The following is a 14063-nucleotide window of genomic DNA, read 5'->3' on the forward strand; positions in this document are numbered from 1 at the left end:
TCCATCGTGAATATCCATTCCAGTCTATGCCATCTTCCCCGGCGCCACCGGGGGCGCGGCCAGCTGCATGCCGGGCCGCGCGGCCTGGGTCTATGCTGAGCCATATCGGAGCAGGCCAGCGGCCATCGCCGGCAACCGGCCCGCCTCTTCCGCAGTCGAGGAAATAATCATGGCCTTGCTCAGCTTTCTCGGCGCAACTCAAGAAGTGACCGGCTCCTGCTACCTGATCGAGACGCGCGACGGCAGCCGCGTGCTGCTCGAATGCGGCATGCACCAGGGACACCGCGAGGAAGAGGAAGACAATGCCCGGCCGTTTCCCTTCGACCCCGGCAGCCTCGATGCCGTGGTCATCTCCCATGCGCACATCGATCACAGCGGCCTGCTGCCGCGCCTTGCCGCCGCCGGCTACCGGGGACCGATCTTCGCCACCGAAGCCACCTGCGAGCTGATGGAGCTGATGCTGCTGGACTCGGCCCACATCCAGGAAAACGATGCCGAATGGGAGAACAAGTGGCGCGCGCGCCTCGGCAAGCCCCCGGTGGAGCCGCTCTACACCACGGCCGACGCCGAGAAGGCGCTCTCCCTGTGTCGCCCGCAGCCCTATGGCAGCGCCTTGGAAGTGGCCCCGGGAGTGATCGTCACCTTCCACGAAGCCGGGCACATCCTCGGCTCGTCCATCGTCGAGATGGAACTGCACGATCACCACCTGACCCGCCGCCTGGTGTTCTCCGGCGACCTCGGCAACACCTGCACGCCGCTGATGCGCGACCCGACACCCCTCTCCCGGGCCGACGTGGTGTTGATGGAGTCCACCTACGGCGATCGCGACCACCGCTGCGGCGAGGACACCCTGAACGAACTCGTCGAGATCCTGCAAACCGCCCACCGCGGGGGCGGCAACGTGCTGATCCCCGCCTTCGCCGTCGGCCGCACCCAGGACCTGCTGTTCTACCTCGGGCGCTTCTACCAGGAAGGCCGCCTGCCCCAGCAGGCGGTGTTCCTCGACAGCCCGATGGCGATCAAGGCCAACGCCATCTATACGCGCTTCAGCGAGCACTTCGACCCGGTCGACCGTGCCCTGCTCCAGGCCAGGGGCGTCAAGCGCGTCGAGGACTGGCTGCCGATCCTGCGGTGCACGCCCACCCCCGAGGAATCCATGGCGATCAACCGGATCAGGAGCGGCGCCATCATCATCGCCGGCAGCGGCATGTGCACCGGCGGGCGTATCGTCCACCACTTCAAGCACAACCTCTGGCGCACGGAGTGCCATCTGGTGTTTCCCGGCTTCCAGGCCCGGGGCACCCTGGGCCGGCGCATCGTCGACGGCGCCGACAGCGTCAAGGTCCTCCACCAGCGCATCGCCGTGCGTGCCCAGGTGCACACCCTCGGCGGCTTTTCCGCCCATGCCGGGCAGTCGCAGCTGCTCGACTGGGTGAGGCATTTCGACCACCGCCCCGAGCTCTACCTGGTTCACGGGGAGCTGGAGAAGATGCAAGTCCTGCAGCAGGTCCTGCACGAGCGCCTGAACTGGACGGCCAACATTCCCGAGCGCGGCGAGCAAATAGCAATCTGAAGCAAGGCGGCAGTAAGATGGTTGCGCGAGCCGGAACAATCGACCGACCGCCGCCACACCAGGCCGTCATGATGACCAGGCCTGCCATCGGAGCGATGCCATCCGCAGCATCGCCGAGGTTCAGTGCAAAAGGAGAAGTCCATGCCTTTCGAACCGGACGAGTTCCTCTCTCGTCACTTCCAGACCAGCGGCGTCGATATCAATGCGCTCGTCGATGTCCTGGTCGATGAAACCGTTCCCGAGACCAGTCCCAACCTGCCGCTCTACCGGGAGATGCTCTACACCGTCATCCGCATGGCCCAGGCCGACCGCAACCGCTGGGACGCCAAGATCATGCTGCAGACCCTGCGGGAAATGGAGCTGGCCTTCAGCCGCCTCGAGCAGTTCAAGCGCCGGCGCAAGGTCACCGTGTTCGGCTCGGCGCGCACGCCGCCCGAGCATCCGCTGTACGCCCAGGCCCGCGAACTCGGCCGCACCCTGGCCCGCCACGGCCTGATGGTCATCACCGGGGCCGGCGGCGGCATCATGGCCGCCACCCACGAAGGCGCGGGGCTGGAGAACAGCCTCGGCTTCAACATCACCCTGCCCTTCGAACAGCACGCCAACGCCACCGTCGAAGGCACGCCGAACCTGATGTCCTTCCACTTCTTCTTCGTGCGCAAGCTGTTCTTCGTCAAGGAGGCCGACGCGCTGATCCTCTGCCCGGGCGGCTTCGGCACCCTGGACGAGGCGCTGGAAGTGCTGACCCTGATCCAGACCGGCAAGAGCCCGCTGGTTCCGGTGGTTCTGCTCGACGAGCCGGGAGGCACCTACTGGGCGGATGCCCTGCAGTTCATCCGCAAGCAGCTGGAAGGCAACCGCTACATCCTGCCCAGCGACATGCACCTGCTTCACCTGGCCAACAGCGCCGAGGAGGCGACCGAGGAAATCGCCCAGTTCTACCGCAACTACCACTCCAGCCGCTGGATCAAGGACCGCTTCGTCATCCGCCTGCATCACGCCCTGAGCGAAGCGGCGCTGGAACACCTGCGCAGCGAGTTCACCGACCTCTGCCTAGGCGGCACCTTCGAGCAGCAGGCCTACGGAGACAGCGAACAGGACGAACCCGAACTCCGCCACCTGACGAGTCTGGCCTTCGTCTTCAACGCCCGCGACCACGGCCGGCTGCGCCAGCTGCTCGACTTCATCAACCTTTCGCCGAACTGGGCCGTCAAGGCCTGACCCCGAACGCGCCATCGAGCCCGAACAAGCCGCCCGCAGGCGCTCCCACCTTCCGGCATAGACGCAGCGAATCCCCATCGACAACCGGCGCGCGGCATAGAACAGCCACGTGCCGCCACGTCGCGTAGCCGGATGAATGAAGGCTTTCCGGCCTGCAGGAAATGGGGGATGCGGCGCCGACGCAGCACGGCTTGGCGAGCCCGGGAAAGCCGAAGCTCAGCAGTCGTCGGAGATGCTGCCGCGCAGCAGGCGGCCGATCATCTCGGGGGGAAAGCCGCGATAATTAAGAAAACGCCCCTGGCGGGCGCGCTCGCGGGCATCGCCGGGCGGGCAGCCGGCGAACTTGCGTCGCCAGGTGTCGGTCAGCAGCCCGGCCCAGTCCACTCCGCTCTCGAGCAACGCCTGTTCGATGGCCTGCCGCGGCAGACCGCGCCGGGCCAGCTCCTCGCGGATGCGCAGAGGACCGTAGCCGGCCCGCGCCCGGCTGGCCACAAAGGACTCCAGATAGCGGCCTTCGCTGAGCAGCCCCTCGTCCGCCAAGCGGTCGAGGGCCGCCTCGATCAGCGGCGCCGGAGCGCCACGCCGCTCCAGCTTGCGGGTCAGCTCGACCCGACCGTGCTCGCGGTGCGCCAGCAGATCCATGGCAGCCCGCCGCACTGCGGCGGGGCTGTCGAGCGGGCTCGTCATAGACGGACTCAGTAGTCGAGGTCGGCGTCGGCCGGCTCGTCGGCCACGGCTGCCGGCCGGGCACTGGCAGGCGCGGCGAGCAGCTGCTCGCGGATGCTCTTCTCGACGGCCGCGGCAACCTCCGGATTGTCCTCGAGGAACTTGGCCGCGTTGGCCTTGCCCTGGCCGATCTTGTTGCCCTGGTAGCTGTACCAGGCGCCGGACTTCTCCAGCAGACCGAGCTGCACGCCGAGGTCGATGATCTCGCCGTTACGGTAGATGCCCTTGCCGTAGAGGATCTGGAACTCGGCTTGGCGGAAGGGCGGCGCCACCTTGTTCTTCACCACCTTGACGCGGGTCTCGCTGCCCACCACCTCGTCGCTGTCCTTCACCGCGCCGGTACGGCGGATGTCCAGACGTACAGAGGCATAGAACTTCAGGGCGTTGCCGCCGGTGGTGGTTTCCGGGTTGCCGAACATCACGCCGATCTTCATGCGGATCTGGTTGATGAAGATCACCAGGCAGTTGGCGTTCTTGATGTTGCCGGTGATCTTGCGCAACGCCTGGGACATCAGCCGCGCCTGCAGGCCGACGTGGGCATCGCCCATCTCGCCTTCGATCTCCGCCTTGGGTACCAGCGCCGCCACGGAGTCGACGATGATCACGTCCACCGCGTTGGAGCGCACCAGCATGTCGGTGATCTCCAAGGCCTGCTCGCCGGTGTCGGGCTGGGAAACCAGCAAGTCGTCGACGTTCACCCCGAGTTTGGCGGCGTAGTCCGGGTCCAGTGCGTGCTCGGCGTCGACGAAGGCGCAGGTGGCACCCTGCTTCTGCGCCTCGGCGATCACCGACAGGGTCAGGGTGGTCTTGCCGGAGGATTCGGGGCCGTAGATCTCGACGATCCGCCCCTTGGGCAGGCCGCCGATGCCAAGCGCGATGTCCAGACCCAGGGAGCCGGTGGAAATGGCCGGAATCGCCTGGCGCTCGTGATCGCCCATGCGCATGACCGCACCCTTGCCGAACTGCTTTTCGATCTGGCCCAGAGCCGCGGCCAAGGCGCGCTTCTTGTTCTCGTCCATCGGAGACCTCGCGTGTTCAGAAGGGCCTGTCGGCCGCCTCAAGCTGTATAAGTAGACAGTATTAGAGCACAGGAAAAGTCTGCTCGCCTACCCCTGCGCCGGCCCATTTCCGTGATGCCGAGCACTTCCTTCGGGGGCCTCGCCGGCAACCAGGCGAATCAGCCCGGTCAGGGCGTCCTGCACCGTTCGTCGACGCACACCATCGCGATCGCCGGGGAAGAGCCGGCATGCCGTGAACAGGCGCTCGCCATCGGCCCAGGCTAGCCAGACGGTGCCGACCGGCTTCTCCGGCGAACCGCCACCGGGGCCGGCGACCCCGCTCACCGCCACAGCGTAGCGGGCGCCGCTGCGCGCCCGGGCGCCCTGTGCCATGGCCGCGACGACCTCCCGGCTGACCGCACCGACCCGCTCGAACAGTTCGACCGGCACACCAAGCTGAAGCGCCTTCTGACGGTTCGAATAGGTGACGTAACCGGCCTCGAACCAGGCCGAACTGCCGGGGATGCGGGTGATCGCCTCGGCGATGCCGCCGCCGGTACAGGACTCGGCAGTGCTCGCCTGCTCGCCCTGTGCGCGCAGGCTCTCGCCGAGTTCGGCGGCGAGGCGGGTGATTTCGTCCATGGTGCTCTCCGAGCTGAATCGCAGCAGGGCGATACCGTACACTAGCGCCTTTTGTACGCAAGGCCTGGTTGATGAGCGATCTCTCCGAACACACGCCCATGATGCAGCACCAACGGCAAAATCAACCTAACCTGCTGATATAAAAGAACTATCTTAGTTTACCGTCTAATTCGGGCAAGCTCGGCACATACCCGGCAAGCCAGCGTTTTCGGGGAGGGCCAAGGCAGTATTAGACAAGCTGCAGGCCTTACTGCTGCATGATCGGCGCACCGAAATCCCCAGTCCCTCTCCACCTTTATTACCTTGCCGAAGGCCTTCTCAGGCATCGCGCAGAAGGTCGTGGTTATCGAGCAGCCTGTAGGCAACCTCCGGGTTCCTCTCCAACCCGCGGCGAATGGCTGCCGGGATCGACTGGCGGGTTTTGCGGCACAGACCGGGCAACTCGTCGATACGAATGACGATCCCGCGCATGGTCCGCACTTCGTTGAAGCCAGGGGCGATTTCCACGCGGATGCCCAACTGCTCGAACATCCGGCGCTGCATATGCTCGAGGTCGTCCAGGCTGGCGAGGTTTTCCAGCCGTTCGAGCAGGCGCTTTTCCTCCTGGCGGGTCAGGCGCAGGATGCGCAGATCGGCGCCGGGCGTTTCCAGCAGTCGCTCATGCCCGCAGACGCAGACGCCGGGCGGGCATGGCTGGCGGATCGGATGAGGGAGTGTCATGAACTCCGAGCATAGCGTCCGGTGCCACCTCGGCGGCGAAGATAAGGGCGGCGACCCTCACCACAGACCGCAAGATGTGTATCGTGTGTATAATGCACGCCGTATTCGGAGCAATCAGGGGGGTGATGCGAAGCAAGGACGTGATCGAGATGCTCGAGGACGATGGCTGGTACGAGGTGGCCGTAAAAGGTAGCCACCACCAATTCAAACACCCGATCAAACCTGGCAGGGTGACAGTTCCCCACCCGAAGTCAGAAATACCGAAGGGAACGCTTCACAACATACTGAAACAAGCCGGCCTCAAATGAAGCCGGCGATACCCGTAACCGAGGGTGAGATATGAAATTTCCAGTCGTTCTGCACAAAGATGACGGCAGCGACTACGGCGTGACCGTTCCCGATGTCCCCGGCTGCTTCTCCGCTGGCTCGACCGCGGCGGAAGCGCTCGATAACATCCAGGAAGCCCTCGAACTTCACTTCGAGGGGCTGGTCGCCGATAACGAGCCACTGCCTCAACCCAAGGATGTCGATGCGCATATGGCCAATCCCGACTACGCCGGTGGCGTGTGGGCGGTCGTTGACTTTGACGTGACCCCCTATCTCGGCAAAGCCGTTCGCTTCAATGCGACCTTGCCAGAGCACCTTCTGCAGCGTATCGACGCTCGCGTACAGACCGACCACCGCTATGCGTCACGATCGGCCTTCCTCGCGGCCGCAGCCTTGCGCGAGCTGACCCAGTAACCGACCGAGCACAAGAAGCTCCCCCTACTGGTGGCCGGCCAGAGGCCGGTCAGATCAGTCTTTCGTAGTCCGAGAGAAGCTTGACGCTTTGCGTCAGCCCCTGCATCGAAAGTCGATCAAGGAATTCGCGAGAGCCTTTATCTGAGATGGAGCGGTTGGAAAGCCTTATAGGGCAGCCGCTCTTGCCGTGCCCTCCATCCCCAGCGCACCTTGCGGCAATCGCCGGTGAGCGGACCTTGCTCTCTTGATACACCGGCGACCGGTGGTGGATAGTGGCCGCCTTCTTACACTCGGCGAAGACATTCCCATGCAATTGATCAGAGGCATTCCCCTGCTGTTGTTCGTTTTCCTGGCTTACAACGCGGTCATGATGACGGGTACTGGCAACCTAGATACCGTGGTGTTCCAAGGGACTTTGCTGTCCGGCGCACAATGGCTTTTCACCACGTCGGACTTGCTGTTGACGCTGGCCCTGATCGCCTTGGGCGGCGAAGTAGTCAAGTCCACCCGCTCCAGCAATGCCTCGATCATCGACCATGCCCTGTCCATGCTGCTGTTCGTGGCCCTCCTGGTGGAGTTCATAGGCTATAGCGCGGCGGGGACTTCGACGTTTTTCCTCATGACCCTCATGTCTTTCATCGACGTGCTGGCAGGATTTACCGTCACCATTTCCTCCTCCCGGCGCGACGTAGGGTACAACTAACGGAAACCTGCTCCTGCCAGCGCCACCTTCCCCCGCTGCCGCCAAGTCGGCAGCCTGGGGAGGTTCCGAGGCGAACTCGCTCAGCGATTACCCACCGTTTGCATCGGTAGACAAGGCTGCGCCGTTGTCTACCCTACTTGCTGCGTGCCCGACGGCTTCGGTCAGGGCCACACGATGCACGGCCCCCTGGCGCCCGGCCTTAACGTCGACGATGGCGGCCAGCAGTTCCTCGCCGATATTGCGCTTGACGTCACGTTCGAGCAGCTCTTTCTCGGTCAGGGACATGGTTGTGACCCTTAACCCGCCAGCGCTCGAATGACGTGCTCCGGGTCATTGTGGATGGCGCGCAGCAGAGCCTTGGCCGGGCCGGTCGGCTCGCGGCGGCCTTGCTCCCAGTTGCGCAGAGTGCCCACCTGCACATCGATCATCGCGGCAAACTTGGCCTGCGAAAGACCGGTGGCCTTGCGGATCTGCTTCACCTGCAAGGCATCCACGGTGAACTCGCGGGACGGCTGGCGTTCGCCGCGAACGATTTCGTCCATTTGCACGACGCTTTCCATGAGGTCGTCGAAAAACTTACTCATGATGGTTACCTCCACGTCTCGATGATGCGTTTGAGCGCTTTGCGCTCGTCGGCAGTCAGGTCATCCTTCTCGTTCTTCGGATAGATCAGCAGCAGGGCGATCTGCGATTCCGAGACGAAGTGATAGTAGATAACCCGGGAGCCACCCCGTTTTCCATGCCCCTTCGAGGCGACACGCACCTTCCGAATGCCTCCAGTGCCCTCGATGACATCGCCGACATCGGGGCGCTCGGCCAGCGCCTTCTGGAAGGTTGCGTAGCTGTCGTCATCCAGCAACTCGCGCAGGCGCCTGGTAAATATGGGGGTTTCGATGAATATCATGCGCGCAATGTACGCCATTGGCGCACACCGTACAATATCACTGTACCAGTGGCGCCTCTACCTGCCAGCCTCCCGCGCGCCCCCGCCCTTCGGCAGTACGCCGCCCCAGCGCATCCGGGGCATACCAAGTCCTGGGCGTTTCTGCCATCGGCTACACGACTGCCGACGCGGCACAATCTCTGTCGAAGCGATTCCAATTCCAACATGCCATTATGCGGCACTGGGAGTAGTTCCCACGCAGGAGCGTGGGAACCATCAAAATTACTCACTGCTTGCAGTGGTAGACAAGGCTTTGCCGTTGTCTACCCTACTTGCTCACCACTTGTGGGGAGAGTCCATATACCAATTGTTAGATTTCACCTGCGCTTATGTTCTGTTCTGGCCGCTATGCCAGGTATTGAATCAGCTGGACTGACAATGGTTTGGACTTTGGCACGTCCCTCTAAACGCCGCTGAGCGATAAAAGCAAAAGATTTTCCTGTTCGCTCAGCTTCCATTTGTATGTCGTAGATTTCTTCGCCAGATAATGGATTGTCCGTTGCATCTATCATGGTGGAGAAATGATATGTCGCATTATCCTCATTTTCTGAGGGGGTAGTATGCTCCAAAATGTCATCGAGGCTAATGCTAACAGCATCCTGCATCCCAGAACCTATAGCTCCGAAGTCTTGCTTGAACCATTCACCTTGTTCAAGGCTTGTTTTTAATACGAACAGATCATGCTCGGCAAACGGGACATGAAAGTCGTTGAAGTTTATGAATTGCTTGCCATCTATCCTCATCTGAAAGTGATAGTGAGGATAGTCAATTGCCGTGCCAGTGTGTCCCTCGAAGTCATTCTTTGAGCAGTCAAAAGTCCACTCAATGTTTTTCCATTTGACTGTGTAAGATATGACTTTGCGATCTGGCTTTTCATCTTTCAGGTCATTTATGTTCGATAGCAGGCGCTCTTGATTTGCGCACCACCTAACGAAGGCGGCTATATTTCCATAACCATACTTTGAATATATTTTTGGGAAGTCTTTCTTTTTGAATTTGCACTGGCGTAGAAGCCAGTGTAGGCATGGGTTGTTCGTGCTTATGGTTTTAAAAGGCTTATTGCAAAGGTAGCAAATGTCCTGTTTATATCCTTCTTTAAATGCCTTTGCTTGCCTCTGATGCTCTTCATCGTTGAGTCGATTTATTTCTTCGATCTCATCGGAGGACATTCTTTCGAATATTTTCCTGTACTGCTCCGTGTCGTGCTGCACGTTGCCTCCTTGTGAAATCTAACGTCTGAATTCACCGGCCTGCGCGGCTTTTCGCGCAGGTCCGGTGGAATGATGGGTTGGGCCTATGTTGCACGGCGAGACTCCCTTCGCTCCTTAGCTAGGCGAAGGCGCTCCGGCTCCGTGTACATTCGCTCCAATAGCGCAAAGGTGAAGTCGAGAAGATCTTCCGCATCTTCCTTGCCGAGCGTTCCATCATGAGCACCATCATTTCCGTCTTCTTTGATGCATGACGAAAGCTCTTGTAATGCATTTGGCAGCAGACCTTGCTCGAATAGCCATGGCAATCTAAGGCCAAGGTTACGGCGGATTTTCGAACTTAGGCCGTTAGCATCTGCTTCGGGAAGTAGCGATTTGGTAGCGAGATCAACGCATAGCCGAAACATCGTTCCCGCCGCATTAAAGCAGCCCACAGCCAAACAGGTGGCGCCTTCAGAGAACACAGAGAGAATTTCTGGAGGGAGGTATTCGGGCGGAGAGATGGCTTTTGCATCCTTAAGGCTTACGTAGTTCTCTACGGTGACTAACTTATTGGCGGCGACTGGTAGCTTGTTAAGCCCGGACTGACGAATGGCTTTGGATTCGTCTATCCCTTTTTCGCTTAGAAGAAAGACGGTCGAGCGACTACAGTGGCGGCAAATGCAGAATGCCTCGTACCAGGACTGCCAGTTATGCCTGTAGCCGACCTGCGTGTGGGCAACTAGATCGAACGTCATTCGACTCGAACCACAACGAGGGCAATCGGCAACTAGCTCTGACATTTCATTTCTCCTGCTTCAATGCGTAGGCAAGCCATGACGATAGGCCCAACGTAACGGAGCTAAACACCGCTCGCGCGCTTTTTGCGAGTGTGTGTTTGAGCGACTAGTTAGCCGACAATACACTCCGTCCCGCGCAGCGGGCTGTAAATGGGGTAGGCGCTCAAGCGCAATGAAAATCGAAAAATTTGCCTCTCCCCCAGCACGGGGCTCCGGCGTGTGCATTAACTTCGTTATGCTCCGCCGGAGCCCCGTGCTGGGTATAGCTGATTTTTTCGGTTTTTTCGGCGATTGATTCCACATCATTTACGTTTCCCTACGCCCGATGGTGGATATTGTTGGTTAACTACCATTAGACACCAACTGGTGCATAACTACCCGAACGGGCGTGGTGTATAACACTCCTTGTCATGCTAACTCTCCCTGTCTAGCTCGCTGGTTTCGGAGCCATCGTGACTGTGGCGGGCAGTTATACACCATGAACGGCAGCCCTAGCCAATATCAATGCGCCACCACGCATGAGCAACGATTGACTCCCCCCATCTCCCCCGCTAAGGTTCCCCCGTCGCTGTAAATCCAGCGACCTGGGCTTGGCGGCCCGGAACTCCGAGGCGGACACAACACCGCCCTACAAGGCGGTTTTTTTGTGCCCGCAGCATGGCTACACCCGTTATGGGCGGGCCGTGTGTGGGTGCCTTCGGGCACGCCGGCCCTCGGACCGGTCCGCCAACCCGCACGGTTCCGCTCACCCATCTTGGCGGATGGGCGCGGTTACGACTCCGCATCCGAGAATCCAAGCCATGCCGAACACCAGCCCCATACTTGCCGCAGTTGATTTTCACGGCCAATCCCTGACCGTGCTCACTTCTGCCACTGGCGAACACCTTGTGGCTATGAAGCCTATCTGCGAGGCCATCGGCCTCCAGTGGGAGGCGCAGCTCAAGCGCATCAAGCGACACCCCGTCCTGTCGATCTGCATGTCCATCATGGACATTCAGATACCCGGCGACGACCAACACCGCGAACTCGTCTGCCTCCCCCTCGACTACCTCAACGGCTGGCTGTTCGGCGTGGATGCCTCCCGCGTCAAACCCGAAATCCGCGAGCGCCTGGTGCAGTACCAGCGCGAATGCTTCGCGGCGCTGGCCGCCTACTGGCAGCAGGGCGAGGCGGTGAACCCGCGCACGACGGCCACCGCCACCCCCGCCGAGCCAATCCACCTCACCTACAACGACCGCCCGTTCCGCATCGTCCCCGAGGGCGCGGCGCTGTGGTTCGTCGCCGTCGATATGGCCCGCGCCCTGGACATGCGCGATGGCCACTGCCTCACCCGTCATCTGCGCAGCGAGCACAAGGCGCTGCGGCAGGTCGGCCACCGGCGCCTCGGCCTGATCGACCGTGCCGGGCTGGAGCTGGCCCTGCACCACGCCAGTCCGGCGCGGGCCGAGCCGTTTCGGCTGTGGCTGGAGGCGGCGCTGGAGCAGTTCGTGACCGGCACGGCGCCGGCGCACGCGTTGCCGGGCGGGCTGTCCGGCGACCAGCAGAGCGCGATCAAGACGCTGGTGGCGGCGCGCATCGAGACGGTGCCGGAAACGGTGCGCGGCAAGGCGGCGACGCTGTGCTGGTCGGCGCTCAAGGCGAAGTTCGGCTGCGGCTATAAGGAGATCGCCCCGGAGCAGTTCACCGAGGCGGTGAGTCTGGTGGCGCGCATCGTGCTGGAGGGCGAGCTGCTGGAGCCGGAGGCGCCGAAGGTGCTCGGCCGCCTGCCGATCGACTTCCCCATCGAGGACTGGAAAGCCCGCAATCCCCACCAGTTCCGCCACGACAACCCCAACAGCGCCGAGCTGACGCTGACCACGGGCGACCTGCTGCTGAGCGAGTACTCGCCCGGCGAAGTGCTGCTGGAACAGCTCCGCGAAGCCGGCTACCGGGTGGACGGCCCGCTCTACGAACTGCGCGCCCTGCGCTCGCTGGCCAAGCGCCTGGACGTGACCATGCGCCTGATGGCCGGCAACGTGCGGCAGGCGCTGGACAGCTTCGAACACGACCACCGCCGCGTGCAGCGATTCGAGGGAGCGAAAGAAAAGCGCTGATGAGGCGCTGAATCGCAGGCACAAAAAAAGCCCCTGCCGGTGTAGCGGGGGCTTTTTGTCGAGCACAGCGCGTCCATGGACGAGCGGGTGCTCTCCCCGCCGTTACAGTGCGCGCGATTGGGTCCGGCCGTCGAAAAGGCAGGGTATCGATGTTGAGTTGCCCTGCCCTGGAGCGAACGGCGGTCTACGCTTCGACGAGAAATGCTCGTCACTGGCTTTTCATCTGGCCGTAATAGCCTTGGCCGGACACAACGGGCACAGTCGTGTCCCGCTTGGCGCTGCAAGGAGGCAACACTATGTCCATGACGGAGCTTGAGACGGAACTCGATATGGTGCGAGTCGCGCTGCATCTGGCATACGCTTCGGACACGCCGGCCGAAGCCCGGCAGCATCTGGCGCAGACTCTGATCGACATCGCGGATAACGAAGCCCCTGCGGACAATCTGGTGCGGCATGTGGCGTGGGAGTTTGCCTCGATCCACAAGCCGGAGATGGCCCGTATACGGAGCGAGCTAGAGAGGCGGTCGGCTTAGCCCCGGGGCATCCCTGCTCCGGGCCATCCCCGGATTCAAGCTGCACGGGGCGGCAAGCAAGCTCGTGCCGCTCATGCCATCGCCCCGCCGGCGGCGAGGTACTGGGCGAGCAGGTCGTCGGCGCGGTGCTCGTGCTGGCCGTAACCGGCTCCCGGCAGGCTCGCCCAGATTGCCCGGCATTTGCGGATGGCCTCCTCGATCCGCCCTACCCCAATGTCGTCCAAGGCGCGGCGCTCCCTGATCTGCTGGAGCGCGATGCGGTCCTGGCTGATCGGGCCGAAATCCTTGAGGTCGAGGATCTTGCGGTAGGCATCCCAGTAGCGGGCCAGCAACTGGTAGCGGCCGGCCGCCGTGGACTTGATGCCGAGCCGCGGCAGCGCCACCAGCTTGCGCGGGTGGTCGGCGTAGCCGACGAACAACTCGCCGCCCACCAGCACGTCGTAGCCGTGGTCGCGGGTCGGCTGCCGACCGTTATCCGTCCCCTCGCTCCAGGCGAGCATGTCGAGAAAGGCGCACAGGTTTGCGCCGCCGGCTTGGGCGGCAGTGATTCGAGGCATGGGGGTTCTCCAGAAACGAAAAGCCCGCTTGGCGCGGGCGGGGTATCAGATGGCGTGGGCGAAGGTGTGCCGCCAGCGCTGGTGGCTATCCAGCCCGTCGCGCACGCTCCACAACTCGGCGATCACGTCGCCGACGTAGGTCGTGCTCAGGGTCGCCGTCGTGCCGGCGATGCCGGTCTGGCTGGCCAGCACCGCCTGGGTGTCGGCGCGCAGCAGGCGGGCGCTGTAGGTGGTGCCGCTCTCCGGGCCGATGCTGCCCTGGGCGGTGTCGATCAACTGGTCGGCCTGCAGCAGCCGGTCGCGGTGCGCCCAGCTCAGCACCACGTCGCCGGCGACGCTGGCCGGGTAGCTCGCCCCGCCGAGCCGGAACAGCCCCGGCGGATAGGGCCTTCCCTGCCGCTGGGCGGTGAGCAGGCTGTCGACCGCGGCCAGCGCGGGGTCGAGCTGGCCCTCGCCGGTCTGGGTCAACAGCCGGGCCTGCACGGTGACGCTCGGCGCGTACTCGGTCGGGTCGAGGGCGGTTTCGTCGTCCAGGAACCACAGCCGGGCGCCGGCGGCGTGGCCGGCCGGCAGCGTGTCGACGCAGCCGCGGGCCAGGGTGCCGCTCAGGGTCGCCGGGTCGAAGG

17 protein-coding genes and 1 pseudogene are annotated in these 14063 nt (G+C 62.7%); 7 read left to right on the plus strand and 11 right to left on the minus strand.

Going from position 1 to position 14063, the window contains the following annotated elements; all coding sequences use genetic code 11:
* Nucleotides 1–169 precede the first annotated feature (169 nt).
* Nucleotides 170–1573, plus strand: a complete 1404-nt coding sequence (locus BMY22_RS15515) for an MBL fold metallo-hydrolase RNA specificity domain-containing protein (RefSeq protein WP_090623629.1) — start codon at nt 170–172, stop codon at nt 1571–1573.
* A 141-nt stretch (nt 1574–1714) separates the two neighbouring features.
* Nucleotides 1715–2794, plus strand: a complete 1080-nt coding sequence (locus BMY22_RS15520) for an LOG family protein (RefSeq protein ID WP_090623630.1) — start codon at nt 1715–1717, stop codon at nt 2792–2794.
* Nucleotides 2795–3010: 216 nt separating this feature from the next.
* Here the strand turns inward: BMY22_RS15520 and recX are convergent, their stop codons facing one another.
* From recX to BMY22_RS15540, 4 genes are all read right to left on the minus strand, one after another.
* Nucleotides 3011–3481, minus strand: coding sequence for a recombination regulator RecX (gene recX / locus BMY22_RS15525; RefSeq protein ID WP_090623633.1), 471 nt, complete (start codon nt 3479–3481; stop codon nt 3011–3013).
* Between the two features lie 8 nt (nt 3482–3489).
* Nucleotides 3490–4539 (minus strand): recombinase RecA, encoded by a 1050-nt coding sequence (gene recA / locus BMY22_RS15530; protein WP_090623635.1) that lies wholly within the window; start codon nt 4537–4539, stop codon nt 3490–3492.
* A gap of 87 nt (nt 4540–4626) precedes the next feature.
* Nucleotides 4627–5160, minus strand: coding sequence for a CinA family protein (locus BMY22_RS15535; protein WP_090623655.1), 534 nt, complete (start codon nt 5158–5160; stop codon nt 4627–4629).
* A gap of 318 nt (nt 5161–5478) precedes the next feature.
* Nucleotides 5479–5880, minus strand: a complete 402-nt coding sequence (locus tag BMY22_RS15540) for a hypothetical protein (protein WP_090623637.1) — start codon at nt 5878–5880, stop codon at nt 5479–5481.
* 125 nt (nt 5881–6005) lie between these two features.
* Between BMY22_RS15540 and BMY22_RS15545 the strand changes: the two genes are divergently transcribed.
* From BMY22_RS15545 to BMY22_RS15555, 3 genes are all read left to right on the plus strand, one after another.
* Nucleotides 6006–6188, plus strand: a complete 183-nt coding sequence (locus tag BMY22_RS15545; RefSeq protein ID WP_090623658.1) for a type II toxin-antitoxin system HicA family toxin — start codon at nt 6006–6008, stop codon at nt 6186–6188.
* A gap of 31 nt (nt 6189–6219) precedes the next feature.
* Entirely contained in the window at nt 6220–6621 is a 402-nt protein-coding gene (locus BMY22_RS15550) for a type II toxin-antitoxin system HicB family antitoxin (RefSeq protein WP_090623639.1), read from the plus strand.
* Nucleotides 6622–6928: 307 nt separating this feature from the next.
* Nucleotides 6929–7324, plus strand: coding sequence for a hypothetical protein (locus tag BMY22_RS15555; protein WP_090623641.1), 396 nt, complete (start codon nt 6929–6931; stop codon nt 7322–7324).
* An 87-nt stretch (nt 7325–7411) separates the two neighbouring features.
* Here the strand turns inward: BMY22_RS15555 and BMY22_RS15560 are convergent, their stop codons facing one another.
* The 5 genes from BMY22_RS15560 to BMY22_RS15580 form a co-directional block, all read right to left on the minus strand.
* The gene (locus BMY22_RS15560; protein WP_244158883.1) at nt 7412–7609 is read right to left on the minus strand and encodes a hypothetical protein; all 198 of its coding nucleotides are present in this window, start codon (nt 7607–7609) and stop codon (nt 7412–7414) included.
* A gap of 11 nt (nt 7610–7620) precedes the next feature.
* Nucleotides 7621–7908 carry a NadS family protein gene (gene nadS, locus BMY22_RS15565; RefSeq protein WP_012701743.1) on the minus strand — a complete coding sequence of 96 codons (288 nt, stop codon included), beginning with the start codon at nt 7906–7908 and terminating at the stop codon, nt 7621–7623.
* A gap of 5 nt (nt 7909–7913) precedes the next feature.
* Nucleotides 7914–8228 carry a type II toxin-antitoxin system RelE/ParE family toxin gene (locus tag BMY22_RS15570; protein WP_090623659.1) on the minus strand — a complete coding sequence of 105 codons (315 nt, stop codon included), beginning with the start codon at nt 8226–8228 and terminating at the stop codon, nt 7914–7916.
* A gap of 356 nt (nt 8229–8584) precedes the next feature.
* Nucleotides 8585–9478 carry a hypothetical protein gene (locus BMY22_RS15575; RefSeq protein ID WP_090623643.1) on the minus strand — a complete coding sequence of 298 codons (894 nt, stop codon included), beginning with the start codon at nt 9476–9478 and terminating at the stop codon, nt 8585–8587.
* An 83-nt stretch (nt 9479–9561) separates the two neighbouring features.
* Nucleotides 9562–10212: a DUF4145 domain-containing protein gene (locus BMY22_RS15580; RefSeq protein ID WP_208599301.1), complete on the minus strand. Its 651-nt coding sequence runs from the start codon at nt 10210–10212 to the stop codon at nt 9562–9564.
* Nucleotides 10213–11054: 842 nt separating this feature from the next.
* Between BMY22_RS15580 and BMY22_RS24420 the strand changes: the two genes are divergently transcribed.
* Nucleotides 11055–12347, plus strand: coding sequence for a phage antirepressor N-terminal domain-containing protein (locus BMY22_RS24420; protein ID WP_167363749.1), 1293 nt, complete (start codon nt 11055–11057; stop codon nt 12345–12347).
* Between the two features lie 296 nt (nt 12348–12643).
* Nucleotides 12644–12880, plus strand: a complete 237-nt coding sequence (locus BMY22_RS15590; protein WP_090623647.1) for a hypothetical protein — start codon at nt 12644–12646, stop codon at nt 12878–12880.
* A 71-nt stretch (nt 12881–12951) separates the two neighbouring features.
* Here the strand turns inward: BMY22_RS15590 and BMY22_RS15595 are convergent, their stop codons facing one another.
* Both BMY22_RS15595 and BMY22_RS24425 read right to left on the minus strand, forming a co-directional pair.
* Nucleotides 12952–13437, minus strand: a complete 486-nt coding sequence (locus BMY22_RS15595) for a glycoside hydrolase family 24 protein (protein ID WP_090623649.1) — start codon at nt 13435–13437, stop codon at nt 12952–12954.
* Between the two features lie 45 nt (nt 13438–13482).
* Nucleotides 13483–14063: pseudogene (locus BMY22_RS24425) on the minus strand (hypothetical protein); the annotation flags it as partial.

Source organism: Azotobacter beijerinckii (genome assembly GCF_900110885.1).
Taxonomy (GTDB): domain Bacteria; phylum Pseudomonadota; class Gammaproteobacteria; order Pseudomonadales; family Pseudomonadaceae; genus Azotobacter; species Azotobacter beijerinckii.

Excerpts from the sequence above, each read along its gene's own strand:
- BMY22_RS15515 (WP_090623629.1), top strand. The coding sequence starts at position 170 with ATGGCCTTGCTCAGCTTTCTCGGCGCAACTCAAGAAGTGACCGGCTCC.
- BMY22_RS15520 (WP_090623630.1), top strand. The coding sequence starts at position 1,715 with ATGCCTTTCGAACCGGACGAGTTCCTCTCTCGTCACTTCCAGACCAGC.
- recX (WP_090623633.1), bottom strand. The coding sequence starts at position 3,481 with ATGACGAGCCCGCTCGACAGCCCCGCCGCAGTGCGGCGGGCTGCCATG.
- recA (WP_090623635.1), bottom strand. The coding sequence starts at position 4,539 with ATGGACGAGAACAAGAAGCGCGCCTTGGCCGCGGCTCTGGGCCAGATC.
- BMY22_RS15535 (WP_090623655.1), bottom strand. The coding sequence starts at position 5,160 with ATGGACGAAATCACCCGCCTCGCCGCCGAACTCGGCGAGAGCCTGCGC.
- BMY22_RS15540 (WP_090623637.1), bottom strand. The coding sequence starts at position 5,880 with ATGACACTCCCTCATCCGATCCGCCAGCCATGCCCGCCCGGCGTCTGC.
- BMY22_RS15545 (WP_090623658.1), top strand. The coding sequence starts at position 6,006 with ATGCGAAGCAAGGACGTGATCGAGATGCTCGAGGACGATGGCTGGTAC.
- BMY22_RS15550 (WP_090623639.1), top strand. The coding sequence starts at position 6,220 with ATGAAATTTCCAGTCGTTCTGCACAAAGATGACGGCAGCGACTACGGC.
- BMY22_RS15555 (WP_090623641.1), top strand. The coding sequence starts at position 6,929 with ATGCAATTGATCAGAGGCATTCCCCTGCTGTTGTTCGTTTTCCTGGCT.
- BMY22_RS15560 (WP_244158883.1), bottom strand. The coding sequence starts at position 7,609 with ATGTCCCTGACCGAGAAAGAGCTGCTCGAACGTGACGTCAAGCGCAAT.
- nadS (WP_012701743.1), bottom strand. The coding sequence starts at position 7,908 with ATGAGTAAGTTTTTCGACGACCTCATGGAAAGCGTCGTGCAAATGGAC.
- BMY22_RS15570 (WP_090623659.1), bottom strand. The coding sequence starts at position 8,228 with ATGATATTCATCGAAACCCCCATATTTACCAGGCGCCTGCGCGAGTTG.
- BMY22_RS15580 (WP_208599301.1), bottom strand. The coding sequence starts at position 10,212 with ATGACGTTCGATCTAGTTGCCCACACGCAGGTCGGCTACAGGCATAAC.
- BMY22_RS24420 (WP_167363749.1), top strand. The coding sequence starts at position 11,055 with ATGCCGAACACCAGCCCCATACTTGCCGCAGTTGATTTTCACGGCCAA.
- BMY22_RS15590 (WP_090623647.1), top strand. The coding sequence starts at position 12,644 with ATGTCCATGACGGAGCTTGAGACGGAACTCGATATGGTGCGAGTCGCG.
- BMY22_RS15595 (WP_090623649.1), bottom strand. The coding sequence starts at position 13,437 with ATGCCTCGAATCACTGCCGCCCAAGCCGGCGGCGCAAACCTGTGCGCC.